At 71.1% G+C, this 26,762-nt stretch carries 27 protein-coding genes; 19 read left to right on the top strand and 8 right to left on the bottom strand.

The features are described 5' to 3' along the window. Positions 1–13 precede the first annotated feature (13 nt). Positions 14–772, top strand: coding sequence for a type III pantothenate kinase (locus ACWCO3_RS06350; RefSeq protein ID WP_145778613.1), 759 nt, complete (start codon positions 14–16; stop codon positions 770–772). Positions 773–827: 55 nt separating this feature from the next. On the opposite strand, the gene ACWCO3_RS06345 is transcribed toward ACWCO3_RS06350, so the two are convergent. Further along, positions 828–1,568 (bottom strand): class I SAM-dependent methyltransferase, encoded by a 741-nt coding sequence (locus tag ACWCO3_RS06345; protein WP_450008791.1) that lies wholly within the window; start codon positions 1,566–1,568, stop codon positions 828–830. 90 nt (positions 1,569–1,658) lie between these two features. Here ACWCO3_RS06345 and lysS point away from each other — a divergent pair, with 90 nt between their 5' ends. From lysS to ACWCO3_RS06330, 3 genes are all read left to right on the top strand, one after another. Next, complete coding sequence (gene lysS, locus ACWCO3_RS06340; RefSeq protein ID WP_450008789.1) at positions 1,659–3,167, top strand: lysine--tRNA ligase; 1,509 nt, start codon at positions 1,659–1,661, stop codon at positions 3,165–3,167. A 112-nt stretch (positions 3,168–3,279) separates the two neighbouring features. After that, positions 3,280–3,624 (top strand): histone-like nucleoid-structuring protein Lsr2, encoded by a 345-nt coding sequence (locus tag ACWCO3_RS06335; RefSeq protein ID WP_145778616.1) that lies wholly within the window; start codon positions 3,280–3,282, stop codon positions 3,622–3,624. Between the two features lie 517 nt (positions 3,625–4,141). After that, the gene (locus ACWCO3_RS06330) at positions 4,142–6,685 is read left to right on the top strand and encodes an ATP-dependent Clp protease ATP-binding subunit (RefSeq protein WP_145778617.1); all 2,544 of its coding nucleotides are present in this window, start codon (positions 4,142–4,144) and stop codon (positions 6,683–6,685) included. A 515-nt stretch (positions 6,686–7,200) separates the two neighbouring features. Here the strand turns inward: ACWCO3_RS06330 and ACWCO3_RS06325 are convergent. Next, entirely contained in the window at positions 7,201–8,112 is a 912-nt protein-coding gene (locus tag ACWCO3_RS06325; protein WP_145778618.1) for an HhH-GPD family protein, read from the bottom strand. Positions 8,113–8,208: 96 nt separating this feature from the next. Between ACWCO3_RS06325 and ACWCO3_RS06320 the strand changes: the two genes are divergently transcribed. The 3 genes from ACWCO3_RS06320 (at position 8,209) to ACWCO3_RS06310 (ending at position 10,128) form a co-directional block, all read left to right on the top strand. After that, on the top strand, positions 8,209–8,721 hold the full coding sequence (locus tag ACWCO3_RS06320; protein WP_088987311.1) for a glycine cleavage system protein R: 513 nt from the start codon (positions 8,209–8,211) through the stop codon (positions 8,719–8,721). Further along, complete coding sequence (locus ACWCO3_RS06315) at positions 8,718–9,290, top strand: peptide deformylase (RefSeq protein ID WP_145778620.1); 573 nt, start codon at positions 8,718–8,720, stop codon at positions 9,288–9,290. The genes ACWCO3_RS06320 and ACWCO3_RS06315 overlap by 4 nt, the downstream gene beginning before the upstream one ends. Positions 9,291–9,408: 118 nt before the next feature. Continuing rightward, complete coding sequence (locus ACWCO3_RS06310) at positions 9,409–10,128, top strand: hypothetical protein (protein ID WP_145778621.1); 720 nt, start codon at positions 9,409–9,411, stop codon at positions 10,126–10,128. 46 nt (positions 10,129–10,174) lie between these two features. Here the strand turns inward: ACWCO3_RS06310 and disA are convergent, their stop codons facing one another. The 4 genes from disA to ACWCO3_RS06290 form a co-directional block, all read right to left on the bottom strand. After that, the gene (disA, locus tag ACWCO3_RS06305) at positions 10,175–11,359 is read right to left on the bottom strand and encodes a DNA integrity scanning diadenylate cyclase DisA (protein WP_145778622.1); all 1,185 of its coding nucleotides are present in this window, start codon (positions 11,357–11,359) and stop codon (positions 10,175–10,177) included. 132 nt (positions 11,360–11,491) lie between these two features. After that, positions 11,492–12,949, bottom strand: coding sequence for a DNA repair protein RadA (gene radA, locus ACWCO3_RS06300; protein WP_145778623.1), 1,458 nt, complete (start codon positions 12,947–12,949; stop codon positions 11,492–11,494). Positions 12,950–13,034: 85 nt separating this feature from the next. Beyond that, positions 13,035–13,814, bottom strand: coding sequence for a hypothetical protein (locus tag ACWCO3_RS06295; protein ID WP_145778624.1), 780 nt, complete (start codon positions 13,812–13,814; stop codon positions 13,035–13,037). Positions 13,815–13,953: 139 nt separating this feature from the next. Next, positions 13,954–14,793 (bottom strand): UbiA family prenyltransferase, encoded by an 840-nt coding sequence (locus tag ACWCO3_RS06290; protein WP_145778625.1) that lies wholly within the window; start codon positions 14,791–14,793, stop codon positions 13,954–13,956. Between the two features lie 46 nt (positions 14,794–14,839). Here ACWCO3_RS06290 and ACWCO3_RS06285 point away from each other — a divergent pair, with 46 nt between their 5' ends. The 4 genes from ACWCO3_RS06285 to ACWCO3_RS06270 all read left to right on the top strand — a co-directional run bounded on the left by ACWCO3_RS06285 (position 14,840) and on the right by ACWCO3_RS06270 (position 18,619). Further along, entirely contained in the window at positions 14,840–15,604 is a 765-nt protein-coding gene (locus ACWCO3_RS06285; protein ID WP_145778626.1) for a methyltransferase domain-containing protein, read from the top strand. A 41-nt stretch (positions 15,605–15,645) separates the two neighbouring features. Next, positions 15,646–16,812 (top strand): acyl-CoA dehydrogenase family protein, encoded by a 1,167-nt coding sequence (locus ACWCO3_RS06280; protein ID WP_357834597.1) that lies wholly within the window; start codon positions 15,646–15,648, stop codon positions 16,810–16,812. A 97-nt stretch (positions 16,813–16,909) separates the two neighbouring features. Next, on the top strand, positions 16,910–17,959 hold the full coding sequence (locus ACWCO3_RS06275; protein WP_145778628.1) for a type III polyketide synthase: 1,050 nt from the start codon (positions 16,910–16,912) through the stop codon (positions 17,957–17,959). Between the two features lie 33 nt (positions 17,960–17,992). Then, positions 17,993–18,619, top strand: coding sequence for a hypothetical protein (locus tag ACWCO3_RS06270; protein WP_145778629.1), 627 nt, complete (start codon positions 17,993–17,995; stop codon positions 18,617–18,619). On the opposite strand, the gene ACWCO3_RS06265 is transcribed toward ACWCO3_RS06270, so the two are convergent. Beyond that, positions 18,608–19,297: a hypothetical protein gene (locus ACWCO3_RS06265; protein WP_145778630.1), complete on the bottom strand. Its 690-nt coding sequence runs from the start codon at positions 19,295–19,297 to the stop codon at positions 18,608–18,610. The genes ACWCO3_RS06270 and ACWCO3_RS06265 overlap by 12 nt on opposite strands. A gap of 328 nt (positions 19,298–19,625) precedes the next feature. Between ACWCO3_RS06265 and ACWCO3_RS06260 the strand changes: the two genes are divergently transcribed. Genes ACWCO3_RS06260 through ACWCO3_RS06245 form a run of 4 tightly spaced genes read left to right on the top strand, consistent with a single transcriptional unit; the run spans position 19,626 to position 22,400 of the window. Further along, positions 19,626–20,111 (top strand): CarD family transcriptional regulator, encoded by a 486-nt coding sequence (locus ACWCO3_RS06260; protein WP_007073334.1) that lies wholly within the window; start codon positions 19,626–19,628, stop codon positions 20,109–20,111. 55 nt (positions 20,112–20,166) lie between these two features. Continuing rightward, positions 20,167–20,862, top strand: a complete 696-nt coding sequence (gene ispD / locus ACWCO3_RS06255; RefSeq protein ID WP_450008782.1) for a 2-C-methyl-D-erythritol 4-phosphate cytidylyltransferase — start codon at positions 20,167–20,169, stop codon at positions 20,860–20,862. A 13-nt stretch (positions 20,863–20,875) separates the two neighbouring features. Beyond that, a complete protein-coding gene (gene ispF, locus ACWCO3_RS06250) occupies positions 20,876–21,361 on the top strand; it encodes a 2-C-methyl-D-erythritol 2,4-cyclodiphosphate synthase (RefSeq protein ID WP_145785421.1) in 486 nt (161 codons plus the stop codon). Between the two features lie 10 nt (positions 21,362–21,371). Then, a complete protein-coding gene (locus ACWCO3_RS06245) occupies positions 21,372–22,400 on the top strand; it encodes a tetratricopeptide repeat protein (RefSeq protein WP_450008780.1) in 1,029 nt (342 codons plus the stop codon). Here the strand turns inward: ACWCO3_RS06245 and ACWCO3_RS06240 are convergent. Beyond that, the gene (locus ACWCO3_RS06240; RefSeq protein WP_450008778.1) at positions 22,397–23,563 is read right to left on the bottom strand and encodes a cupin domain-containing protein; all 1,167 of its coding nucleotides are present in this window, start codon (positions 23,561–23,563) and stop codon (positions 22,397–22,399) included. The genes ACWCO3_RS06245 and ACWCO3_RS06240 overlap by 4 nt on opposite strands. Before the next feature lie 94 nt (positions 23,564–23,657). Between ACWCO3_RS06240 and ACWCO3_RS06235 the strand changes: the two genes are divergently transcribed. The 4 genes from ACWCO3_RS06235 (at position 23,658) to ACWCO3_RS06220 (ending at position 26,698) form a co-directional block, all read left to right on the top strand. Further along, on the top strand, positions 23,658–24,527 hold the full coding sequence (locus tag ACWCO3_RS06235) for a hypothetical protein (RefSeq protein WP_145778634.1): 870 nt from the start codon (positions 23,658–23,660) through the stop codon (positions 24,525–24,527). Continuing rightward, positions 24,524–25,720: a fumarylacetoacetase gene (gene fahA / locus ACWCO3_RS06230; protein ID WP_145778635.1), complete on the top strand. Its 1,197-nt coding sequence runs from the start codon at positions 24,524–24,526 to the stop codon at positions 25,718–25,720. Before ACWCO3_RS06235 ends, fahA begins: the two co-directional genes overlap by 4 nt. 174 nt (positions 25,721–25,894) lie before the next feature. Next, positions 25,895–26,104 (top strand): DUF397 domain-containing protein, encoded by a 210-nt coding sequence (locus ACWCO3_RS06225; RefSeq protein WP_088987326.1) that lies wholly within the window; start codon positions 25,895–25,897, stop codon positions 26,102–26,104. Positions 26,105–26,248: 144 nt separating this feature from the next. Beyond that, positions 26,249–26,698, top strand: coding sequence for an SRPBCC family protein (locus ACWCO3_RS06220; RefSeq protein ID WP_450008776.1), 450 nt, complete (start codon positions 26,249–26,251; stop codon positions 26,696–26,698). Positions 26,699–26,762: the final 64 nt, after the last annotated feature.

The following is a 26,762-nucleotide window of genomic DNA, read 5'->3' as shown; positions in this document are numbered from 1 at the left end:
CTAGGCTGCGTGGGTGCTGCTCTGCATCGACATCGGAAACACCAACACCGTGCTGGCGACCTTCGACGGCGACAAGCTGGTGCACTCCTGGCGGATCAAGACCGATGCCCGCTCGACGGCGGACGAGCTGGGCCTGATGTTCCGGGGCCTCCTCGCCGGGGACAACGTCGAGATCACCGGGGTGGCTGCCTGCTCCACGGTGCCGGCGGCGCTGCGGTCGCTGCGCACCATGCTGAGCCGCTACTACGCCGACCTGCCGAGCGTCGTGGTCGAGCCCGGTGTGCGCACCGGTGTGCAGTTGGCGATCGACAACCCGAAGGAGGTGGGCGCCGACCGGGTGGTGAACACCCTGGCCGCGTACACCCTCTACGGCGGGCCGTCGATCGTTGTGGACTTCGGCACCACCACCAACTTCGACGTGATCAGCGAGCGCGGTGAGTTCCTCGGTGGCGCGTTCGCCCCGGGCATCGAGATCTCGTTCGACGCGTTGGCCGCCCGGGCCGCGCAGCTGCGCAAGGTCGAGGCCACCAAGCCCCGGTCGGTGATCGGCAAGAACACCGTGGAATGCCTCCAGGCCGGCCTGTACTTCGGCTTCGCCGGCCAGGTGGACCGGATCGTCGAGCGGATGACCGAGGAGTTGGGCGAGGTGCGGGCGGTGATCGCCACCGGCGGCCTCGCCTCCCTGGTGATCAACGAATGCCGCAGCATCACCCACCACGAACCGATGATCACGTTGATCGGCCTGCGGATGGTCTACGAACGCAACAGGTGACCCGGCCGTAGCCGGCGTCGGTGGCCGCGCGGGCTGTCCGCGTCGCGAGGCCCGGTCAGTGCCGCCGGGCCCGCAGGACGATCGTGCGGTACGGCAGCTCGACGGTCTCCCTGCCGGCCAGGTCGGGGTGGGTGGCCAGCAGCTCCCGCAGCTCCCGGTCGACCGTCGCCCGCCGTTCCGTCGAGGCGGTGAGCCAGTACGAGCGGGTGTGCAGCATCGCCACGATGTCGTCCGGTGTGAGCGTGGTGTGGTGGGAAAACTCGCCCAGCTCGATCGGCTCGAACGCCGGGCCGAAGTCGGGGTACTTCTCGATCACGTTGCCCGCGTTGTCCCCCAGGTGCGCGATCCGGCCCAGCTCGGCGACCCAGCTGACCCGCTCGTCCCGAATGTTCCAGATCGGGGCGAACGTCCCACCGGGCCGCAGCACCCGGGCGATCTCGGCGTGCGCCAACTCCCGGTCGAACCAGTGGTACGCCTGCCCCACCACCACCGCGTCCGCGACTCCGTCGGGCAGCGGCAGAGACTCCGCGCCGCCGGCCAGCGCCGTGAGCCCCGGGGTGGCGGCCGCCAGCTGGGCACGCATGTCGGGGTCCGGTTCCACCGGGGTCACCTCGTGGCCCAGGGCGAGCACCCCGCGGGTGAGGATGCCGGTGCCCGCGCCCAGGTCGACGACCCGCGCGGCACATTCCAACCCGTCCAGCGCCCACCGCACGGCCCGATCCGGGTAACGGGGTCGGAACCGGTCGTACTCGGCTGCCGCCGCGCCGAACGAGAGGGCCTGAGTGTGATCCGCCATGCCGCGCAGGTTATCCGTTAACGACCCGATGAGGGCTTGAGTACGCTCGGGCCTGACCCCGCCGACAATCCTTCGTTGAGGAAGCGTGCCGTGAGCGAGCAGAACGCCGTGCCAGTGGACCCCGCCGACGACCTTCCCGAGCAGATGAAGGTCCGCCGGGAGAAGCGGGACCGGATGCTCGCCGATGGCATCGAGCCCTACCCGGTCGGTTTCTCCCGAACGAACACGCTGGGACAGGTCCGGGAGCGCTACGCCGACCTGCCGACCGACACCGCGACCGGTGACCAGGTCGCCGTCACCGGTCGGGTGATCTTCGTGCGCAACACCGGCAAGCTCTGCTTCGCGACCCTTCGGGACGGCGACGGCACCGAGCTGCAGGCGATGCTCTCCCTGGACCGGGTCGGGCCGGAGCGGCTGGAGGCGTGGAAGCGCCTGGTCGACCTCGGTGACCACGTCGGCGTCACCGGTGAGGTGATCACCAGCCGCCGCGGTGAGCTGTCGGTGCTGGCCCAACAGTGGGAGATGACCGCCAAGGCGCTGCGCCCGCTGCCAGTGGCCCACAAGCCGCTCTCCGAGGAGGCCCGCGTCCGGCAGCGTTACGTCGACCTGATCGTCCGGCCGCAGGCACGGGAGATGGTCCGTACCCGGGCGGCCGCCGTACGCAGTCTGCGCGATTCACTGCACGGGCAGGGCTTCATCGAGGTGGAAACGCCGATGTTGCAACTGCTTCATGGTGGCGCGACGGCCCGCCCGTTCGTGACCCACAGCAATGCGTTGAACACCGATCTGTATCTTCGAATCGCGCCGGAACTGTTTCTCAAGCGCGCCGTCGTTGGTGGCGTCGACCGCGTCTTCGAGATCAACCGCAACTTCCGTAATGAGGGTGTCGACTCTTCGCACTCGCCGGAGTTCGCGATGCTGGAGACGTACCAGGCGTACGGGGACTACGACACGATCGGCGAGCTGACCCGTAATCTCGTGCAACAGGCGGCGATCGCGGTGAGCGGTTCGATGGTGGTGACCCACGCCGACGGGCGGGAGTTCGACCTGGGCGGCGAGTGGCGATCCGTGACGCTGTTCGGTGTGCTTTCCGAAGCGCTCGGCGAGGAGGTCACGGTCCGCACCGACCGGACCCGTCTGGTCGAGTACGCGGACAAGGTGGGATTGGCCGTCGACCCGAAGTGGGGGCCGGGCAAGCTGGCCGAGGAACTGTTCGAGGAACTGGTCGTGCCCAGCCTTGAGGCGCCCACCTTCGTGCGGGACTACCCGGAGGAGACCAGCCCGCTCACCCGAGCGCACCGCAGCGAGCCGGGTCTGGCCGAGAAGTGGGACCTCTACGTGCTCGGTTTCGAGCTGGGCACCGGGTACTCCGAGCTGGTCGACCCGGTCGTGCAGCGCGAGCGGCTGGTAGCCCAGGCGCAGCTGGCGGCCCGCGGCGACGACGAGGCGATGCGTCTCGACGAGGACTTTCTTCGGGCGATGGAGTATGGAATGCCGCCGGCCGGCGGTATGGGAATGGGAATCGACCGCCTGTTGATGGCCCTGACCGGGCTGGGAATTCGGGAAACGATCCTCTTCCCGTTGGTCCGCCCCGAGTAGTCTCGCCCGGCTCGCGCCGAGCCGTAACGGCATCCTATTGACGCCGGAAGCGGCTTACGGGTTATTGTGCTCTCGTTAAGCAGGAGCACCCTGCTCGAAAGGAATGTGGGACGTGGCCAAGCAGATCATTCACAAGCTGGTCGATGACCTGGACGGCGGGGACGCTGACGAGACCGTCAAGTTCGCCCTCGACGGCGTTCAGTACGAGATCGACCTGTCGAAGGCCAACGCCGCTAAATTGCGCGACGCTTTTGCCTCGTACGTGGGTGCCGGCACCAAGGTCGGCCGTGGTGGCGTCGTGATCGGTGGGCGTGCCGCCCGCGGTCGGGGTGGCGCGACCGCCGATCGGGAGCAGAACAAGGCGATCCGGGAGTGGGCCAAGAAGTCCGGCAAGGACATCTCGGACCGGGGTCGTATCCCCCAGGAGATCGTCGACGAGTACCACGCCAAGCGCTGATCAGTCAGCAACCAGGTGGCGAGCAGCCACCGCAGGCGACACCGACGCCGGGCCGGAGCACCTCTCCGGGCCGGCGTCGCCGTATCCGACCGAGGTCCGGCCGGAACCCGGGAAGCATTCGCCACCCGGCGGCGTTGTCCACAACCAGTGGAGCAGCTATCCACAACCTGTGGACAACCTTCCTCGGGGCCGGGCGCGGCGTTTGTCGCGACCCCTGGCCGCCCCTCCGAGCCCCCTCGGAGCGCTTCCACAGCGCCTTTGGAGGCCGGATCGGGCTCCTGTCACGCCAGTCGGATTTCGCTCTGCGCGTAGCGACAGGACTACCGGAACACCTCCTGAGCGCGGACGGTTGTCCAAAACGACGTGGAACCGACCCAGAGCAGAGACACACGACCTCAGCTGAGTCGGTCGGCGACGATAGAGTAAGGAGGCACGGACGCCCGTCCCGGACGTTCGTGCACCGGCCCCGCCAAGATCTTGACCATCAAGGCGCACGGCACGTGAGGAGCACGAGGGCATGTTCGAGCGGTTCACCGACCGAGCGCGACGGGTTGTCGTCCTGGCCCAAGAAGAGGCCCGGATGCTCAACCACAACTACATCGGTACGGAACACATCCTGCTGGGCCTGATCCACGAAGGTGAAGGCGTCGCGGCAAAGGCCCTGGAGAGCCTCGGCATCTCCCTGGAGGGCGTCCGCCAGCAGGTCGAGGAGATCATCGGCCAGGGCCAGCAGGCGCCGAGCGGGCACATCCCGTTCACGCCGCGGGCCAAGAAGGTGCTGGAGCTGTCGCTGCGCGAGGCGCTGCAGCTCGGCCACAACTACATCGGCACCGAGCACATCCTGCTCGGGCTGATCCGTGAGGGCGAGGGCGTCGCCGCCCAGGTGCTGGTCAAGCTCGGCGCCGACCTCAACCGGGTCCGCCAGCAGGTGATCCAGCTGCTCTCCGGCTACCAGGGCAAGGAGCCTGCTGCCGCGGGTGCCGCGCCGGGTGAGGCCGCGCCGTCGACCAGCCTGGTGCTGGACCAGTTCGGCCGCAACCTGACCCAGGCCGCCCGCGAGGGCAAGCTCGACCCGGTCATCGGGCGCGAGAAGGAAATCGAGCGGGTCATGCAGGTGCTCTCCCGCCGTACCAAGAACAACCCGGTCCTGATCGGTGAGCCCGGCGTCGGTAAGACGGCAGTGGTGGAGGGGCTGTCCCAGAAGATCATCAAGGGCGAGGTGCCCGAGACTCTGAAGGACAAGCAGCTCTACACGCTCGACCTGGGTGCGCTCGTCGCCGGCTCCCGCTACCGCGGTGACTTCGAGGAGCGCCTCAAGAAGGTGCTCAAGGAGATCCGCACCCGCGGCGACATCATCCTGTTCATCGACGAGATCCACACCCTGGTGGGTGCGGGTGCCGCCGAGGGCGCGATCGACGCCGCCAGCATCCTCAAGCCGATGCTGGCTCGTGGTGAGCTGCAGACCATCGGTGCCACCACCCTCGACGAATACCGCAAGCACCTGGAGAAGGACGCCGCTCTCGAGCGCCGCTTCCAGCCGATCCAGGTGGGTGAGCCCTCGCTGGCGCACACCATCGAGATCCTCAAGGGCCTGCGCGACCGCTACGAGGCGCACCACCGCGTCTCGATCACGGACGCAGCCCTGGTGGCTGCCGCAACTCTGGCCGACCGGTACATCTCCGACCGCTTCCTGCCGGACAAGGCGATCGACCTGATCGACGAGGCCGGCGCCCGGATGCGGATCCGTCGGATGACCGCGCCGCCAGACCTGCGTGACTTCGACGAGCGCATCGCCCAGGTGCGTCGCGACAAGGAGTCCGCGATCGACGCTCAGGACTTCGAGCGCGCCGCCCAGCTGCGTGACAAGGAGAAGCAGCTCCTCGGTCAGAAGGCTCAGCGGGAGAAGGAGTGGAAGGCCGGTGACCTGGACGTCGTCAGCGAGGTCGACGACGAGCAGATCGCCGAGGTGCTCGGCAACTGGACCGGCATCCCGGTCTACAAGCTGACCGAGGAGGAGACCTCGCGCCTGCTGCGCATGGAGGACGAGCTGCACAAGCGCGTCATCGGCCAGGAGGACGCGGTCAAGGCGGTCTCGAAGGCGATCCGGCGTACCCGGGCCGGCCTGAAGGACCCGAAGCGCCCGTCGGGCTCGTTCATCTTCGCCGGCCCGTCCGGTGTCGGTAAGACCGAGCTGTCCAAGGCGCTCGCCGAGTTCCTCTTCGGCAGCGAGGATGCCCTCATCCAGCTGGACATGTCCGAGTTCCACGACCGCTACACGGTCTCCCGGCTCGTGGGTGCCCCTCCCGGCTACGTCGGCTACGACGAGGGCGGGCAGCTGACCGAGAAGGTGCGGCGTCGGCCGTTCTCGGTGGTCCTCTTCGACGAGATCGAGAAGGCCCACCCGGACGTGTTCAACACGCTCCTGCAGATCCTCGAAGATGGTCGGCTCACCGACGGTCAGGGTCGGATCGTGGACTTCAAGAACACGGTCATCATCCTGACCACCAACCTGGGCACCCGTGACGTCGCCAAGGCGGTGTCGCTGGGCTTCCAGGCCTCGGAGGACTCCGAGTCGAACTACGACCGGATGAAGCAGAAGGTCAACGACGAGCTCAAGCAGCACTTCCGGCCTGAGTTCCTCAACCGGATCGACGACACCATCGTCTTCCACCAGCTGCGCCAGACCGAGATCCTCTCGATCGTGGACATCATGATCCAGCGGATCGAGGGCCAGCTGCGCAACAAGGACATGGGTCTGGAGCTGACCGACAACGCCAAGAAGTACCTGGCGGCGAAGGGCTTCGACCCGGTGCTCGGTGCCCGTCCGCTTCGTCGCACGATCCAGCGCGACATCGAGGACAACCTCTCCGAGCGGATTCTGTTCAACGAGCTGACCCCGGGTCAGATCGTCGTGGTGGACTGCGAGGGCGACCCGAACGACATCGACAAGTCCAAGCTCGTCTTCCGGGGTGCGGAGAAGCCGGTCGAGGTTCCGGACGCTGTTCCGGCCGACCTCGGTGGCACCGCCGCCGGCACCGCAGCAGCGGGCGCCGACGAGTAGCACGACCAGCAGCAAGGGGCGGGGCCCCGGTGGCATGAGCCACCGGGGCCTCGCTTTTCTCGCTGTTCGCGCAGCTCACGCCCGCCCCGTCCCCTCGGCCCGCCCGCCCTCCGCGCTCGCCTCGGCTCGCTCGGTCTGGCCCGACCGCCCCGAACCGCCGGGCACACTGTGGCCTGCCGCGCTGCCCTGCCGCGCCCGCAAGATCTCCGCAACATCAGGGATAGTGCTGGCTCACGGCGTCCGGAGGCAGCAACTTCCCTGATGTTGCGGGCGGAGTGGTGGCGATGGAGGGGCGGGGGGCGAGGTCGCGGGTGGCTTTGGTGTCCTGTGGACGCTTGCGACCGCAAGATCACGCAACAACCTGGATGTAGTGGCCTTCGGCGCGCGCGAGACCACTACATCCAGGATCGAGCACGATCTTGGGCCCGGCGCCGCGCCGCGCAGGGCTGCGCAGAGCCGGGCCCGGCAGGTGGCAGGGGTGGCGGGCCAGCCTGGGCGGCGCGGGGTGCGGCGTCTCAGGTGGTGAGGTCGGCGGTGGGGTGGGACGGACCGTCGCCGACGAGGCGGAAGCTGTCGCTGCCTGCTGCTTCGACGAGTCCGTCCTGAACCAGGCCGGCGAGGGCGCGGGCGCGCTGGACATCGTCGGTCCAGACCTGGTCCAACCGTTGGTGCGGGACGGGCCCGGTGGACTCCCGCAGCACCCCCAGGAGCAGGCCACGTACCTGTCGGTCGGTGCCCGCGTACCGCTGGGGTCGGCGGGTTGGCCCGGCCGGCGCCTCCTGGCCGGAGGCCCGCCACGCGCAGATCGATTCGACCGGGCAGGCCGTGCAGCGCGGTGACCGGGCCGTGCAGATGACCGCGCCCAGCTCCATGAAGGCGGCGCTGGCGAGCGCCGCCGCGGCCGGTTCCTCCGGTAGGAGTTCTTCGGTGGCGACCAGGTCGGCGGGTCGGGTGACGGGTCCGGCGTCCGGCTCGCCGGCCACCGCTCGGCTGACCACACGGCGCACGTTGGTGTCGACCACCGGGTGCCGCTGCCCGTACGCGAATGCGGCCACCGCCCGCGCCGTGTACGTGCCGATGCCGGGCAGCGCCAGCAGTTGCTCCAACCGGTCCGGTACCTGGCCGCCGTGCCGGTCCACGATGGCGACGGCGCAGTCCCGCAGCCGGACCGCCCGACGGGGGTAGCCGAGGCGTCCCCACATCCGGATCGCCTCGGCCTGGGTGTCGGCCGCCAGCGCCGCCGGGTCCGGCCAGCGGGCCAGCCACGCCTGCCAGGCTGGTACGACTCGGACGACGGGCGTCTGCTGGAGCATGACCTCGCTGACCAGGATGGCCCACGGGGTGACGTCGGGTTCACGCCACGGCAGCTTGCGGGCGTGCTGCTGGAACCATCGGCTGACCACTGTGGCGAAATCGGGTTGAGTCATGGCGTCGTCGATGATGTCACGCTCCGCGATCCCGCTGGATGGGCGGCTCGGGCGGGGTGCCACGACGGCGCTCGTCGGATCGGAGAGAATGCGCGGATGAACGAGCTCGCGATCACCGTCATCGGTCGGGACCGGCCGGGCATCGTGGCCGACGTCGCCGAGGTGCTGGCCGGACTGGGCGCCAACCTCACCGACAGCACGATGACGCGGCTGCGGGGGCATTTCGCGATGACCCTCATCTGCACCGGGCCGGGCGCGGACGAGGTCGAGGTCGCGTTGGCGCCGCTGGCCGCCGAGGGTCAGCTGTTGGCGACGGTACGCGCGGTCACGCCGGACGGCGACGTGCCTCCGGTGGGTGAGCCGTACGTGATGGCGGTGCACGGTTCGGACCGGATGGGCATCGTCGCGGCGATGACGCGGGTGCTCGTCGACGCCGGTGGGAACGTCACGGACCTGAGTACGCGGTTGGCTGGTTCGCTCTACGTGGTGCTGGCCGAGGTGGAGTTGCCGGCCGGTGTGGCCGACACGCTCGTCGACCGGCTGCACCGGACGGCTGGTGAGTTGGGCGTGGAGGTCACGCTCCGGCCGGCGGACCCGGATCTGTTGTGACCGGCGGCGAGAGCGTCCCGGATGACGGTCTGGGCGGGTGGACACCCGAGTCGTTGGTCGTGCCGGGTGAGGTGCGGCCGGTGGTGTCGGCCCCACACCCGGTGCTGAGTCGGGCCGCCGAGGAGGTCGATCCGACAGCGAAGGAGACGGTTCAGCTCGCGGCCGACCTGGTGGCGACGATGCGGGTGTCGCCGGGCTGCGTCGGGCTGGCCGCTCCGCAGATCGGTGTGGGTGCTCGCGTGTTCGCTGTCGACGTGACGGGGCACCCGAAGGCGGTCACGGTGCATGGCACGTTCGTGCTCTGCAATGCCCGCGTGGTCGAGGCGACTCGTTGGAAGCCGGGCCGGGAGGGATGCATGTCGGTGCCGGACCTGACCGGGGACGTGAAGCGGGCCAGTCGGCTGGTGGTGGAGGGCGATCTACCGGGCACGGGTGAGCAGGTCCGGTTGGTGACCGACGGGTTCGAGGCCCGGGCGTTGCAGCACGAGATCGACCACTGTGCGGGCCTGCTCTTCCTTGATCGGGTTGCGGGTGCGCACGCCGTCTACCAGCGGAAGGTCTACCTCTGATCGGCTGCCGGACGGTCCGCCCATCCGTCCTCAGTGGAGGTTCGTACGTGCGCTCGGGGGCGGCTCCGGCGCGTCGCACAGTGCTGGTGGGTGGAGCGCGACTACGGTGGGGGGCATCATGCGTCTGACGGTCGGCCCCCTGCCACCCGCCGTGTACTGGCGGCGTCGCGTCGTCGTACTCGGAGCGGGGCTTCTCTTCCTGATTGTCCTGCTTTATTCGTGCACCCAGTCGGGTCGTTCCGGCGGTCAGGATCCGAAGGCGGGGGGTTCGCCGTCGGCGACGTCCTCCGCGACGTCTGATCCCAACGGGCCGGTGTTGACACCGCAGACCGGGGCTCCGTCGCCGTCCACATCCGCTGATTCGGGTCCGACGAGCCCGAGCCCGGCGATCACCAGCAACGACCCTGCGCTGGGCGCGGCGGCCGGCTCGGAAGACGACGGCACCTGCACCAACGACGAGATCAGCGTCGTCTCGGTGGCGAGCCCGACCTCCGTCCAGCGGGGGGCGCTGGTCGACCTGCAACTCAAGATCAAGAACACGTCGGACCGGACGTGCAGCCGGAACGTCGGTGCCGAGGCGCAGGAGATCTTCGTCAAGTCCGGTGCGGAGAAGATCTGGTCGTCGGACACCTGCGGCAAGGCGCAGGGTGCGGACGTGCAGTCCTTCACACCGAACTTCGAGCGCTCCTACCAGGTGGCCTGGAACGGCCGGGACACCAGCCGGTGCGACGGCAGCGGGCTGGCAGCCGGGCCGTTCCCGCCCGCCGGGTCGTACCAGGTGTTCGCCCGGGTGGGCACGAAACTCAGCTCACCCGCGAAGCTCACCGTCACCGGCTGACCCGGGTCAGACGCAGCGTCGCCGGGCCACAGGTGGCGTTACCGGGTCAGACGTAGCGTTCCAGGATGGATGCCTCGGCGAGCCGCGACAGCCCCTCACGGACGCCTCGGGCCCGGGCGTCGCCAACCCCCTCGACGGCCTGCAGGTCCTCCACCGTCGCGCCCAGGAGCCGCTGGAGGCTGCCAAAGTGCACCACCAGGCGGTCGACCACCGCCACCGGCAGCCGGGGCACCTTGGCCAGCAGTCGGAAGCCGCGCGGGCTGACCGCTGCGTCGAGCGCGTCGGACGCGGCCGGGTAGCCGATCGCCTTCGCCACCGACACCAGGTCGATCAACTCGGTGGCGCCGAGCAGGTCCAGCTCGACCAGTGCCTCGTCCAGCGTGCGCGACTTGCGGCCGACCGGGAGGTAGTCCCGGATGACAAGCGTCCGGTCGGCGTCCACGCCGGCCATCAGCTCGTCGAGTTGGAGGGCGAGTAGACGACCGTCGGTGCCCAGCTCGACCACGTAACCGGCGATCTCGTCGGCGATCCGGCGAACCATCTCCAGGCGCTGCACCACGGCCACGGCGTCCCGGACGGTGACCAGATCCTCGATCTCCAGTGCGGAGAGCGTGCCGGAGACCTCGTCCAGGCGGAGCTTGTAACGCTCCAGGGTGGCGAGCGCCTGGTTGGCGCGGGAGAGGATGGCCGCCGAGTCGTCCAGCACATGCCGCTGGCCGTTGACGTAGAGGCTGATGATCCGCATGGACTGGCTGACCGAGATGACCGGGTAACCGGTCTGCCGGGCCACCCGCTCAGCGGTGCGGTGCCGGGTGCCGGACTCTTCCGTCGGGATGGACGGGTCGGGCATCAGGTGGACGGCTGCCCGGACGATCCGGGTGCCGTCGCTGGAGAGCACGACGGCGCCGTCCATCTTGCACAGCTCGCGGACCCGGGTCGCGGAGAACTCCACGTCCAGCGGGAAGCCGCCGGTGCACAGACCCTCGACGACCTTGTCGTAGCCGAGCACGATCAGCGCACCGGTGCGACCCCGCAGGATGCGCTCCAAACCGTCGCGCAACGCCGTGCCCGGGGCCATCAGGGCAAGGTTGGCCCGCAACGGGTCCCCAGCACTCCCGGCGGCGCCTGCGGTCACGCTCACGCTGATCGGGCGGGCGGGCGAGCCCACGGCGCCGGTGCGGGCCTGGGGCGGCGCGCCGGCTGGCTTGGTGGTATCGCGGTCGATCGGCACGGGCACAGTCTACGGACTGCCGTGCGGTGGGTGCTGTCGTGGTTACTGTGATGTGTCACGATGCGGCCCTTCCAACCGGTTTCCCTCTTGCGACGTGCTGTCCGGTATGGCCGCCCGCGTCGGCACGGTGGGTCATTCGGCGGACGCGCGGGCCGCATGTTGCAGCGCCGAACGGACATCCGTGACCTCGGTCACCTGCATCTGCTCGGGGCCGGCCCCGGTGCTGGCCGGGCCGCAACCGGGCGGAACCAGGGCCACCTTGAACCCCAACCGGGCCGCCTCGGCCAGCCGCCGCGGCACCGCCCCGACCCGGCGCACCTCACCGGTCAACCCCACCTCACCGATCGCCACCAGGTGTGGAGCGATCGCCAGGTTGAGCCCGCCGGAGGCGACCGCCAACGCGACAGCCAGGTCGGCGGCCGGCTCCACCACCCGGATGCCGCCCACCGTGGCGGCGAAGACCTCTCGGTCGTGCAGCGTCAGCCGCTCGGTGCGCCGTTGCAGCACCGCGAGCACCATCGCCAGTCGTGCCGAGTCGAGGCCGGAGACGGTGCGTCGGGGTGACCCGGCCACCGTTGCGCCGATCAGGGCCTGCACCTCGGTGACCAGCGCTCGTCGCCCCTCCATGGCCACTGTCACGCAGGTGCCCGGCACCGGCTCCGCGTAGCGGGTCAGGAACAACCCGGACGGGTCGGCCAGACTGCTGATGCCGCCTTCGTGCATCTCGAAGCAACCGACCTCGTCGGCCGCGCCGAACCGGTTCTTCACGCCGCGCACCAGGCGCAGCGAGGAGTGCTTGTCGCCCTCGAAGTGCAGCACCACGTCGACCAGGTGCTCCAGCACCCGGGGCCCGGCCACCTGGCCATCCTTGGTGACGTGCCCGACCAGCACGGTGGCGATGCCCCGCTCCTTGGCGACCGAGACCAGCGCGGCGGTGACCGCGCGGACCTGGGTCACCCCGCCGGGCACCCCTTCGGTGCCGGTGGTCGAGATGGTCTGCACCGAGTCGAGCACCAGCAGGCCCGGCTTGACCGCGTCGAGGTGACCGAGCACCGAGGCCAGGTCGCTCTCGGCGGCGAGGTAGAGCTGGTCGTGCAGGGTGCCCATCCGCTCGGCGCGCAGGCGCACCTGGCTGACCGACTCTTCGCCGCTGACCACCAGCGAAGGGCTGCCGGAGCCGACCGCCCACTGCTGGGCAACGTCCAGCAGCAGGGTCGACTTGCCCACGCCGGGCTCACCGGCGAGCAGCACCACGGCGCCGGGGACCAGGCCGCCGCCGAGCACCCGGTCCAGTTCGCTCACCCCGGTGGGGCGGGCGCGGGCCGGAGCGGCGCTGATGGTCGCGATCGGCCGGGCCGGCTCGGACGGCATCCGGGAACTGACCACCCGGCCGGAGACGGTCGGGCCGGTGATCGTGCTCTCGACCACCGAACCCCACTCGCCGCACTCCGGGCAACGCCCCACCCACTTGGGCGGCTGGTGGCCGCAGGCGTCGCACTCGTAGGCCGGGCGCGGCTCGCGGGCGCTGGACCGGCCACGGGCGGCACCGGCCGCGCCGCCACGCGGAGGGGTTGATCGGGAGGTGGTCACATCAGGACGCTAGCCCTCGCGTACGACGAAAACACCCCGGCGTGGTGGTCACCACGCCGGGGTGTTCGTCGATGTGACGGTCGGGTCACTCGTGGGTCGTGCCGCCCTCGTTGCCCTCGTAGCCGCCCTCGCGCTCGATGATCGGCGAGGGGGGTGCGGCCGGGGTGAGCGGCACCGCGATCGGTGCCTGCCCGGTGACCGTGTTGCCGTTACCGAAGTCGAAGGTCACGACGACGTTCTGGCCGGAGCGCAGCGCCTCGGTCAGGCCGATCAGCCGGAGCTGCGTGGTCGCCTCGGAGTTGAACTGGACGTAGCTCAGCGGCGCCAGCTCGATCCGGGCCGGCTGACCCGGCGCGGACGGGCTGGCCGAACCCGACGCCCGCGCGGACTCCGGGGCGGACGGGGTGGCTGAGGACGAGCCGGTCTCGGAGGGCGTCGCCGACGGGCTGGCCGAGCGGGACGTCGGAGACGACGGAGTGGCCGAACCGGACGGGGACGGGCTCATCGAGGCGGACTCCGAGGTCGACGGTGACGGGCTCGCCGAGCCGCCGCTGATCACCACCTCGCGTGCGCTCTCGGTGGTGACGGTGACAGTCACCGTCTCCTTCGAGTCGTTGTAGATCACGGCACCGAGCGTCGCGTCCTGGCCGGCCCGGTAGCCCTCGGCGCCCGGGTAGTCCACCAGCAGCCCGCGTACCGAGAAGGAGCCGTTGTTGGTGGTGAGGCTGACGCCCTGGACCGACGGCTCCTTCAACGCGGTCTCGGCGATCTGACCGGTGCCGCATCCGGACGCCAGCAGGCTGGCCGCCGCAATCCCGGACAGCAACAGGGCCGCCCGCCGGGATCCCCTGATCGAGCGCGTCACGTCGGTCCTCCTCGTCACAATCCCCACCCGGCCGCACGCCGGGCACGGTGGCCATACCCGCGCAGACCGCGCTCCAGGGTAGTTGGAGCTGATCGAGGCCCGCACGCGGACCCGGCATTGCCACCTGCTCGGGTGCCCCTCACACCACCCGACCGCTCGCCACCAGCAGCACCACGTCGATCAGGGCCACCAACAGCATCGCTCGGAAGGCCGACACCGGTCGCCGGCCGGCCCGGACCGCCGAGCGGCCGGCGTACCAGCTCAGTGGTGGCACCACAGCGGCCGTGCCGACCGCAGCCAGGCCGATCGCCGACGGCGGCCCGGGTGGTCCGAGGACCAGCGCCGCGGTCGCCGCGAGGAGCAGCCCGGCCGCCGCGGTCCGGCTGCCGGCGGCGCCCAACCGGTGGGGCAGGCCGCGCACCCCGGTCCGAGCGTCGTCGGCCAGGTCGGGGAGCACGTTGGCGAAGTGCGCGCCGGCACCCAGGCACGCCGCCGCGACCACCAGCCAGGCGGGCGGGGTCGGCTGGCCGGGCAGCGCCAGCACCACGAAGGCGGGCAGCGCGCCGAAGGAGACGGCGTAGGGCAGCACCGAGAACACCGTCGCCTTCAGCGGCCAGTCGTAGAGCAGCGCGGAGACCAGGGCGACGGTGAGCCAGAACGCCGCCGTCGGGTTCGTGGTCAGCGCGAGCAACGGGCAGGCCACCGCGGCCACCGCGGCGGCCCAGGCCGTGGTGCGCCGGCCGACCGCGCCGGCGGCCACCGGTTTGTCGGTACGCCCCACAGTGGCGTCCCGCTCGGCGTCCAGCGCGTCGTTGGTCCAGCCGACAGCGAGCTGGCTGGCCAGCACGGCGAGCACGACGGAGACGATTCCGGCCGGCCGGTGACCCACCCCCCACGCCAGCAGACCGGAGACCGCGGTCACGGCTGCGGCCGGTTCCGGATGGCTCGCTCTGACCAGCCCTAACACCCTCGACGACATAAGGGAAGTCTGGTCGTTACCGAGCAGTCGTGCCACGCTCGGTTCCATGCGAGACGTGGCTGCGGCTGCGGCGTCCACCGATCCCAGGGTGCTGCCGCGCAACGATCCGCGCCAGTACGACGACCTGGCCGGTGAGTGGTGGCGGCCCGACGGTGCGTTCGCGATGCTGCACTGGCTGGCCGAGGCCCGCGCGGCACTGGTGCCGCCGGCCACCCGTCCGGGCGCTGTGCTGGTGGATCTGGGCTGCGGCGCGGGTCTGCTCGCGCCGCACCTGACCGGCAAGGGCTACCACCACATCGGAGTCGACCTGACCCGTTCGGCGTTGGTCCAGGCAGCCGAGCACGGGGTACGGGTGGTCCAGGGCGACGCCACCGCGGTCCCGCTGCCGAGCGGTTGCGCCGACGTGGTCTCCGCGGGCGAGTTGCTGGAGCATGTGCCGGCGTGGCCGCGCGCGGTGGCCGAGGCGTGCCGGTTGCTGCGTCCGGGCGGCCTGCTGGTGCTGGACACCCTGAACGACACGGCGTTGGCCCGGCTCGTCGCGGTCCGGATCGCCGAGCGACTGCCGACGGTGCCGCGCGGCATCCACGACCCTCGGTTGTTCGTGGACGCTCAGGCTCTGGTGGCCGAGTGTGCCCGGCACGGTGTCGACCTGCGGCTGCGGGGCATCCGTCCGCAGGTCGGGGGCCTGCTCGCCTGGCTGCTGCGCCGCGCCCGCGCTACCGGTGCGGCGCCTGCCGGCCGACCGCCGCGCATCGTGCCGACCCGGTCCACCGCCGTTCTCTACCAGGGCCGGGGGGTCCGCAAAGGATAGTCGGGCCGTGGCGGGGTATGGGACGCCGAGGAGGAGACGATATGACGGTTCAGGCGCTTGAGGCAGCCCGCCGGTTGGCGCCGCGGTTCGCCGCGCGGGCGGCGGAGCACGACCGGGACGGTTCCTTCCCCGCCGAGGACTTCCGTGATCTGCGGGAGGCTGGGCTCTTCGGGTTGATGGTGCCCCAGGCGTTGGGCGGTCTGGGGGCGAGCTTCGCCGAGTACGCGGCGGTGGCCACCGAGCTTGCCCGGGGCAACGGCGCGACCGCGTTGGTGTTCAACATGCACGCCTCGGTGACCGGTGCCCTGGGGGCGGTGACCGAGGAGTTGGCCGAGGCGCTCGGTGTGCCGGACGAGGCGTTGGCCGCCCGGGACCGGCTGTTGACCGCCGCGGCGGAGGGTTCCTGGTACGCGGTGGCGATGAGCGAGCGTGGCGCGGGCGCCCGGTTGTCCCAGCTCACCACTGCCTACGAGGCGACCGACGGAGGTTGGCACCTCAAGGGCAGCAAGACCTTCTGTTCCGGGGCCGGGCATGCCGACGGCTACCTGGTGGCGGCGCGCAGCGCGGCCGACCAGTCGGTGGTGTCGCAGTTTTTGGTGCCGGCCGGTGACGGGCTGACCGTGGAGCCGACCTGGGACTCGCTGGGCATGCGCGCGACCTCGTCGCACGACTTGCACCTGGACGTCACGGTGCCGAGCGACCGGTTGCTCGGCGGTGTCGAAGGGCTGGCGTTGGTGGTCGCCCAGTTGATGCCGCACTGGTTGGTGGCCAGTTACGCGGCCGTCTACGTGGGGGTGGCCCGGGCGGCCATCGACGCGGCGGCCGAGCATCTCAACGCTCGCAACCTGGGTGGTCTGCCGGCGGTGCGGGCGCGACTGGGTCGGGCGGACGCGGCGACGGCAGCCGCCCAGTTGGTGGTCGCCGAGGCGGCCCGCCGGGTGGACGAGGCGCCGGGCGACGAGGAGACCAACCGCTGGGTGTGGCGCGCGAAGCTGCTCGCCGGCACCACGGCCGCCGAGGTGGCGGCGTCGGTGTTGGAGGCGGCGGGCACCTCGGCGACCCGCCGTGGCCATCCGTTGGAGCGGCTCTACCGGGACGCACGGTGCGGCTCACTGCACCCGGCCACGTCGGACGTCTGCGCCGACTGGTTGGGCATCGCCGCGTTGGGCGGCGACCCGGATCGCGACGGATCGGCACCACGTTGGTGAGCCGGCCGGGTGTGATCCGTGCGGAGGAGGAAAGGCCAGTCGAGGTGGCTGGTGGGACGACCAGGGGGAGGACAGCATCTGACGAGAGGTGGGGATCGTGTCCGTACCAGTGATCGCGGGGCTCGGGACTGCACAGCCGCCGTCCGCTCTCCAAGACGAGTTGTGGGAGGGCTTCTTCTCCCGGCACTTCTCCGGCACCACCCGGTCGTTGGCCCAGCGCATCTTCGCGAACTCCGGGGTGACCCGGCGGCAGGCCGCCGTCAACCCGCTGCTGGAGGACGTGTCGGACTGGCCGACCGAACGCCGGATGCGTCGCTACCAGGTCGAGGCCCTTCCGCTCGGCAAGGAGGCGGTGGGCCGTGCGTTGACCGCGGCCGGGCTGGGTGCCGGTGACATCGGCCTGTTCATCGTGTGTTCCTGCACGGGGTACGCCACCCCCGGGCTGGACATCCTGCTCGCCAGGGACCTCGGCATGGCCGCGGACACCCAGCGGATGTTCGTTGGCCACATGGGCTGTTACGCGGCGCTGCCCGGGCTCGGCGCGGCGAGTGACTTCGTCACCGCGCGGGGGCGGCCGGCGCTGCTGCTCTGCGCGGAGCTGACCAGCCTGCACATCCAACCGTCCAGCGCCAGGGTGGACACCCAGCAGATCGTCTCGCACGCGCTCTTCTCGGACGCCGCGGTCGCCGCCGTGGTCACGCCGGGCGGCCCGGGGTACGCGTTGCGCGAGGTCACGTCCGTCACCGACACCTCGACGGCCGACCACATGACCTGGGATGTCACCGACGCGGGTTTCCGGATGGGGTTGTCACCGAAGGTGCCGCAGGTGTTGTCGAGGCACGTCCGCAAGCTGGTCGACGACCTGTTGGCGCGGCACGGTGTCACCGGCTCCGAGGTGGACGGTTGGGCGGTGCACCCGGGAGGGCCGCGGATCCTCAACGTGGTCGAGCGCGAGTTGGCGTTGCCTCCGGAAGGGCTGGCGGCGTCCCGGGCGACGCTGGACGAGCACGGCAACTGCTCGTCGCCGACGGTGCTGCTGATCCTGGACCGGCTGAGCCGTACGACGCCCGCCGCTCGACGTGTCGTCATGCTGGCCTTCGGCCCCGGCCTCACCCTGTACGCCGCCCTCCTCGATCGACAGGACTGAACGTCTCTGCGTCCCGCCCGGTAGGCTCGGTGAATGCGGGCGACGACGGACGATCGGCTGCGCTCGGCGGTGCTGTGGGGCGCGGCGGTGGCCGTGCTGGCCGCCGGTGGCGGGTGGTGGCATGCCGCCGCGCCCGCCCCGACGGCCGGCCCTTCAACGGCCGCGCCGAGTGAGCCCGTGCCGTTGGATCGCCCCCTGGTCACCTCGGTCGAGCCCGGTGAGCGGTTCACCATCCGGTTCGACGAGTCGGGTGAGATTGTCAGCGGGCCGCAAGGCTTCTGGGCGGAGATCGACTCGGAGACGGGCGAGGTCACCGGTGTGCGGGGAGATCCCGGCCGGATCTTCTTCCGGGACGGCCTGCCCGCGTTCCGGGAGACGGTCTGGCGAGAGCGGGCGGCGCTCGCCCCGGGGGAGCGCATGGTCCGGCAGTCGGCTGAGGGCGCCGCCCGTCTCCTGTTGCAGTACCGGTGCACCAGGCCGGGCAGCCTGACGGTGACGGTCGTCGGGGCCGGTCTGGCCGGGCCGTCGGAGATCGACTGCGACGGCACCGTCGCCAATGCCCGGGTGCTGTCGCACGGCCGGCCGTTCCGGGTGGCGCTGTCGGCGACGGGGGAGCGGGAGGTCGACGTCGAGGCCCAGCTCGTCGAGCTACCCCGCTAGGGCGCTCAGGTCACCTCGGTATGCGTCGACCGGCCCCAGGTCGGGCAGCACCCGGGTCACCGTGCCGGTGCGGTCGACCAGCAGAGCGGTCGCGACACCGGGACGGGCCGGCTGACCGAGGAACGAGCGCAGCCCTCCGGCGGGGTCGGCCAGCGCTCGGGCCTGCCGCTGGTCGGGCGGTGGGCTGGGGACCGTCCGTCCGCCGGTGACCGTCACCACGGAGACCCCGGCGGGCGCGGCGGCCAGGGCATCGCCGACGCGGTCGGGGCAGGGGCAGCCGTCCAGAAGGATGATCATGGCGGGGAGCAGGCCGCGCAGCGGTACGGGTGCCTGACCCGTGTCGACCAGGTCGAGTGCGGGCAGGGCCCGTCCGGCGAGGGTCGCGGGCGGTGAGTAGGGCGCCGGGGTCGGACGGTCGGTGCGGCCCGCTCGCGGCCAGGTGACCACGAGCAGGCCGGCAAGCGTGGTGAGGACCGCGACCAGGAGGACCAGCAGCGGCAGTCCCAGAGCCCGGTGGTCGCCGGGTAGGCCGGTGGCCCTGCGCAGTTCGCGGCGGATCTGGGCGGCCTCGGCGGCGAGCGCGGAGGCGTCGTCGGGGACCACGACCCGGCCCCACTCGGGTGGCAGGCCGGGCAGGCCGTCGGCCGGCCCGTGGCCCTCAGCATCCGGCTTGCCCATCGGACCTCCTGGAAGGGTCTCGAGAGCGGAGTGCGGCTCGGTCTCCAGGGTCGCGCACCAGGGGCTCCTCTCGCTACACCTGGGCGCAGTCCTGCCGGCCGGGCTACCATGGGACGAGCGCATAGCCCTTGATCTCGACGTTCTGTTCACCCGTGCCGGGCAGTCATCCGCACGTTACGGAGCGTGTTCGAACCATTGGTTTGACTGCCTGTCAAGCTGAAGCAAGACCTCTCACAGGGCCCCTGAGCTGCGCCAACGGTCAGGACATCGGTGAGACATCGGTGCCTGACCGTGTTACCCTAGACACAGCGAAAGGGGTTTCGAACCTATGGTTTTCAGTGTCGGCGAGACCGTTGTCTACCCCCACCACGGGGCCGCACTCATCGAGGCAATCGAGACTCGGGTCATCAAGGGCGAGCCTAAGCAATACCTCGTCCTGAGGGTCGCGCAGGGTGACCTGACGGTCCGGGTGCCGGCTGAGAACGCCGAGATCGTGGGCGTTCGAGAGGTGGTCGGCGAAGAAGGCCTCGGTAAGGTCTTCGACGTTCTGCGGGCTCCGCACACCGAGGAGCCGACCAACTGGTCGCGGCGTTACAAGGCAAACCTGGAAAAGCTGGCCTCCGGCAACCCGCTGAAGGTCGCCGAGGTCGTGCGTGACCTGTGGCGCCGGGAGCGGGAGCGGGGCCTGTCCGCAGGCGAGAAGCGGATGCTGGCCAAGGCCCGCGACATTCTCGTCGGCGAGGTCGCGCTGGCGGAGAAGAGCACCAAGGACGAGGCGGAGACGCTGCTAGACAAGGTCCTCACCGAGGCCTAGTCCGCACAGCATCGTCGTCCCACTTCGTAGTGAAGAAACCACCGAGGACCGCGACGTGACCGCGCAGCTCAATCCGCGCGGTGACGTCGCGGTCCTCGTGCCTGCGGCGGGTGCCGGTGTACGTCTGGGTCCGGGCCGACCCAAGGCGCTGCGGCTGCTCGCCGGAGAGCCGCTCCTGGTGCACGCCGTGCGTCGGCTGGCCGCCGCACCGTCGGTGCACACGATCGTGGTGGCCGCGCCGGTCGCCGAGGTGACGGCCGTCCGTGAACTGCTGACCCCGGTCGCGCCGGTGATCGTCGTTCCGGGCGGTGCGGAACGGCAGGCGTCGGTCGCCGCCGCGCTGGCCGCAGTGCCCGCCGGCCCGTCGATCATCCTGGTGCACGACGCCGCTCGGGCACTGACCCCGTCCGAGCTGGTCGAATCGGTCGCGGCGGCGGTCCGTGACGGGCGGGACGCGGTGATCCCGGTCCTACCGGTCGTGGACACGATCAAAGAGGTCGGTGCCGGCGAGGTCGTGCTCGGCACCGTCGACCGTTCCGCCCTGCGCGCGGTGCAGACGCCGCAGGGTTTCCGCCGTGCCGTGCTCAGCGCCGCGCACGCCGCTGCCGGTGATCCCCTGACCGACGACGCCGGGCTGGTCGAGAAGCAGGGCGTCGCGGTGAGCTGCGTGCCGGGCTCGGAATACGCACTGAAAATCACCCGACCGTTCGACCTGGCTCTGGCGGAGCATCTGCTCGCCACCAGTGGTTGACGCGTACGCTCTGATCATGATCGTCCCCAGGGTGGCCATCGGCACCGACGTGCACGCGTTCGAGCCCGGTCGACCCTGCTGGGTGGCCGGGCTGTTCTGGCCCGACCAGGACGGCCTCGCCGGGCACTCGGACGCCGACGTCGTCGCACACGCGGCCTGCAACGCGCTGCTCTCCGCCGCCGGCCTCGGTGATCTCGGTGCCGTCTTCGGGGTGGGTGAGCCGGAGTGGGCCGGCGCGTCCGGCGTCGCGCTGCTGACCGAGACGGCCCGCCGGGTGCGGGCCGCCGGCCTGGAGATCGGCAACGTGTCCGTGCAGGTCGTCGGCAACCGCCCCAAGATCGGCCGACGTCGTGCGGAGGCGCAGCAGGTGCTTTCCTCCGCCGTCGGCGCCCCGGTCACGCTGTCCGGCGCGACCACCGACGGGCTCGGCTTCCCCGGGCGCGAGGAAGGGCTGGCCGGCATCGCGGTGGCCCTGGTGTACGACGCGCCGGCCGCCTAAGCTCGCCGCGATGTCCACCGACCCCGCCCCCGACCGGTCCGCCGCCGACGGCTACGTCCAGCGCGCCCAACTCCTCGCCGAACTCGGCCGCCACGACGAGGCAGCCGGCGAGTTGACCTACGGGCTGGCGCTCCAGCCGGACGACATGGAAGCCCTCACCATGCTGGCCCGGGTGCACCTGGCCGCCCACCGCCCGGCCGAGGCGCTCACCGCTGCCGATGCGGCCGTGGCCGCCGCACCGGAGGCCCTACCGCCACTCGTCGTCCGAGCCATGGCACTGGCCGACCTGGAGCGCTACTCCGAGTCGGCCGCCACCGCCGACCACATTCTCGCCCTCGGCCCGGCCGACGCGTACGCCCAGCGCAGCGCCGCCGCGATCCTGGCCGACTCCCGCAACGGGCAGCCGGCGCTCAACGCGGCCTGGCGCGGGGTCGAGCTGGCCCCCGAGGAGCCGCAGGCGCATCTGGTGCTCAGTCTGGTCGCCGCCCGGCTGGATCTGTTCGACCTGGCCGAGCGGGCCTACCGGGAGGCGCTGCGGCTCGATCCGCGCATCGCCGAGGCCGGGCACGACGTCGGTGTCTTGCGACTGGAGCAGCGTCGCTGGTCGGAGGCACTGGAACACGTGGCCGAGGCGGTGACGATCAGCCCGAGCCGGATCGACTCGCCGCGGACGCTCGCGTACGGCCTGCACCGCCTGGTGCTCTACGGCGCGGGTTGGTCACTGGCGGCAGCGGTGGTGGTCGCTGTCGCGGCTGCGGCGAGCGACGGGTTCTCCCGCGTCCTGGCGGTGCTCGCCGCGCTCACCGGTGGGATCGTGGTCTGGCAGCTCGCGGCCCGGCTCCCGGGGCTGACCCGGACCGTCCTGCCCGCCATGCTGCACTCGGACCGGGCGATGGCCCTGGCGGTCTACACAGTGGCTGCCGCGCCGCTGCTGCTGCTGGTGTACGCGGTGATCGGCTCCCCGTGGCCGCTGGTGCTGGCGATCGCCGCCACGGCGGTGGCCGAGTTCGCAGTCTTCACCAGGACGGCGATCCGCTAGCCGCGACGCGCCCAGGTCCAGGCGTACCCCTCGTCTTCGCAGGCGCTGGCAGCGTCGCAGAGGTCCAGGGGGCGGAAGGTGTCGACCATGACGGCCAACTCGTCGAAGTAGTCAGCACCGATGGAACGCTCCGCCGCGCCCGGCTGGGGGCCGTGGGTGAAGCCGGACGGATGCAGGGAGATCGAGCCCTGTTCGATGCCGGAGCCGCGTCGGGCCTCGTAGTTGCCGCCGGTGTAGAAGAGCATCTCGTCGGAGTCGATGTTGTGGTGGTTGTACGGCACCGGGATCGCGTCCGGGTGGTAGTCGACCTTGCGGGGTACGAACGAGCAGATGACGAAGTTGGGGCCCTGGAAGGTCTGGTGCACCGGCGGGGGCTGGTGGATGCGGCCGGTGATCGGCTCGAAGTCGTGGATGGAGAACGCCCACGGGTAGAGGTGACCGTCCCAGCCCACGACGTCGAACGGGTGCTGGGCGTAGACGTAGCGGGTCCAACCACGCCGGTGGCGGACCAACACCTCCACCTCCTCCCCGTCGACGAGCAGGGGCGTGGCCGGGCCGCGCACGTCGCGCTCGCAGTAGGGCGAGTGCTCCAGGAACTGGCCGCGTACGGAGAGGTAGCGCTTGGGCGGGCCGATGTGCCCGGACGCCTCGACGGTGAGCAGGCGGACGGGCTGGTCGCCGGTGGGCACCAGCCGGTGGATGGTCGAGGTGGGGATGATGACGTAGTCGCCGGCGACCGCGTCCAGCACCCCGAAGGGGGACTCGACCCGCAGGGTGCCCGACTCGACGTACAGGCAGTGGTCGCCGGTGGCGTCGCGGAACAGCGGTGAGGGCCGGTCGGCGAGCACGTACCCGATGCGGACGTCGTCGTTGGCGAGCAGGTACTGCCGGCCGAGGACGGGGTCGGAGCCGCCGGTGTCCAGCTTGTGGGTGCGCAGGTGGCGGGGTTTGAGTGGCAGGTTCGGCGCTCGGGTGAACGTGGGCGGGGTGAACTCGTCGGCGGCCAGGATCGCGGTGGGCGCGTGCCGGTGGTAGAGCAGCGACGAGTCGGAGGAGAAGCCCTCCTGGCCCATCAGTTCCTCGGCGTAGAGCGTCCCGTCGGGCTGACGGAACTGGGTGTGGCGCTTGCGCGGCACGTCGCCGACGCTGCGGTAGTACGGCATCTCGCCTCCCGATTTGTTCCGTTCACCGATCAACAGCGTCCGATAATCGGACGCTGTTGTCCGTTCCTCGTAGCGTCCCGTACATTCTTGTTCCGTGTCAACGCAGGTGCCCGCACTCCTCGACGGCCTGGTGGACGACGCCGCCGTCTTCCCGCCGGGCAGCGCCACGCTCCCCGACGCGCTCGCCGCTCACCGTCGACACCGCGCCGCCTGGTACGCGGACCTGGTCGGCCCGCTGCTCCTTCCCGCCTCGACCGTCGCGGCGGGCGAGCTGACCGGTCTCGTCGACCCCGGCGAGGGTCTGGTGATCGGGTTGATCGGTGACACAGGTATCGCCCGCCTGCCGTTCGCGCTGTCGTTCCTGGCGCCCGACGGCGTCACGGCCCGACAGGTCGAGGTGGCGGTCGCCAAGCGCGGCGAGGACCCGCTGCCCGGCATCGCCGAACTGCTGCGGCTCACCGACGCGATGCCGGGTGTCGAGGCCGTATACGCCGAGCTGCCGTTGACCTTCGGGCTGATGGGCGCACTGGACGCGCTCGCCGCCGCCCGCGCCGACGGGGTGCCGATCGCCGCCAAGTTCCGCACCGGCGGCCTGGCCGCCGAACTCTTCCCCACACCGGCCGAGCTGGCCGCCGTGATCTGCGCCTGCCGCGACCGGGGCCTGCCGTTCAAGCTCACCGCCGGGCTGCACCAGGCGATCCGGCACCTGGACCCGGAGACCGGCTTCACCCACCACGGCTACGCCAACGTGCTGGCCGCCGCCCTGGCCGCCGCCGACGGCGAGCGGATGGAGACGGTCGCCGAGCTGCTGACAGTTGTCGACCCGCGGCCCCTGCTGGAGCGCGCGAGCGCACGGCTGGACGCGCCGCGCCCGCTGTGGGTCGGCTTCGGCTCGTGCAGCATCCTGGAACCACTTACCGATCTGATCCGGCTTGGGCTGGTGAACGGGGGCTACGACGCATGACGTGGGTGACCGGTGCCGACGGTTCGCCGTACGGGGTGACGAACCTGCCGTACGGGGTGTTCCGGACCGACGGGGGGCAGCCACGGATCGGCGTACGGATCGGGTCGTGGGTGCTCGACCTGGCCGCGGCGGAGGCCGCCGACCTGGTGCTGGCCGCCGGTACGTTGTGCCGGCCCACCCTCAACGACTTCATGGCGCTGGGCCGTCCGCAGTGGACGGCGGTACGGCAGCGGATCACCGAGCTGCTGACCGACCCGGCGCACCGGGCCGCGGTGGAGCCGCTGCTGGTGCCCCTGGAGGGCGTGGAGCTGCTGCTCCCGATCGAGGTCGCCGACTACGTCGACTTCTACTCGTCCGAGCACCACGCCTCGAACGTCGGTCAGATCTTCCGCCCCGGTCAGCCGCCGCTGCTGCCGAACTGGAAGCACCTGCCGATCGGCTACCACGGGCGGGCCGGCACCGTGGTCGTGTCCGGCACACCGGTGGTCCGACCGACCGGGCAGCGCCCCTCCGCCGACGGCCCGGTCACGGGCCCCTCGGTACGCCTCGACATCGAGGCCGAGGTGGGTTTCGTGGTGGGCGTACCCAGCCCGATGGGTCAGCGGGTCGCCGTCGACGACTTCGCCGACCACGTGTTCGGCGTGGTGCTGGTCAACGACTGGTCCGCCCGCGACATCCAGGCCTGGGAGTATCAGCCGCTCGGGCCGTTCCTCGGCAAGTCGTTCGCCACCTCGGTCTCGGCCTGGGTGACGCCGCTGGACGCGCTCGGCGACGCCTTCGTCCCCGCCCCCGACCAGGACCCGCCTGTGGTCGACTACCTGCGGGACGTGCCGCACCTCGGCCTGGACCTTCGACTGGTGGTCGAGTGGAACGGCGAACAGGTCAGCGAGCCGCCGTTCGCCACCATGTACTGGACCCCGGCGCAACAGCTGGCGCACCTCACCGTCAACGGCGCGTCACTGCGCACCGGCGACCTGTACGCCTCCGGCACCGTCTCGGGCCCGGACCGGTCGCAGGTCGGATCGTTCCTGGAGCTGACCTGGGGCGGGGCGGAGCCGGTCAAGGTGGGCGACGAGACCCGCACGTTCCTGGCCGACGGCGACACGGTGACCATCACCGCCACCGCGCCCGGTCCGGACGGCACCACCATCGCCCTCGGCGAGGTCACCGGCACTGTTCGTCCGGCCGTCTGAGCGGGCGCGATCCATCCGTCTCGTGCACGGGACCGGTTATCGCACAGCCCGTGCGATAACCGGCCCTCGTTGAGCCGTTGATCGTCCGGATCCCGTTGCCTCGCCGCGCAATCCGGGCCGGGCGCTGCCCGGCTGTGAGCGGTGGGGCGTCCATCGCACACGGAGGTAACGACGATGCACGATCTTGCGGGCGCGATCTGGCGTACCAGTAGCCGTTCCAACGACCAGGGGCTCTGCGTGGAAGTGGCGGACAACCTGGTCGATGTCCACGGTCTGGTCGCGGTCCGCGACTCCAAGGACCAGGCTGGCCCCACACTCGCGGTCAGCCCGCCGGGGTGGACAGCCTTCATCGGCGCGATTCGAGCCGGTCGCTTCGAACGCTGACCGACAGCCTCGGCACCGGTCGACGACGCCCGGTGCCGAGCAACAGTCCAATCGGACAGAGTGGCCTCCGGGTGGTGGAAATTCCGTCCCGGGGGCCCCGTCCGGCCCTCACTCCGCGTACCGTCGGGGACACGGGAGGGTGGCATGTCGACGGTGGCGGTTACCAGAATCATCGAGGCACACGCTGTCGATGTCTGGCGTCTGCTGACCGACCTGCCCGGCCGCACGGCCCGGCTGACCGCGGCCGGCCCGATCGAGGTCCTCACCCCGGGGCCGTTCGGTCCCGGCACCGCCTGGCGTGAGGAGCGCGCCCAGCCGGGCGGCGGCACGTCGAGCGAAGAATTCCTGGTGGTGGAGGCGTTCGCTCCGCAGCGGCTGGTGCTGTGTTCCTCCGGTGCCGGCGTCGACTACCGGATCACCTGGAGCCTGCGCCCCGTCCGGCGTCGCCGCCGGGGTGGCACGGCGATCACCGTCACCCAGGAAGCGGTGCCGATCGCCCCGTACGGCCGGGTGGTGGCTCTGTTGCTCGGTGGCCTCGCCGCGCGTGCGGTCGAGGTGGCGCTCCGGCGTCCGCATCTCCGGCCCGGACGGTGACGGCGGGCGCATTCCCGACCTGAGCGTCTGGCGTAAGCCGCCGATCCGCAGTGTCTGGGCCGCG

Source organism: Micromonospora sp. NPDC002411, from assembly GCF_053592955.1.
Note: the sequence above shows the minus strand (reverse complement) of the source record. Positions and strands in the feature narration are given on the sequence as shown.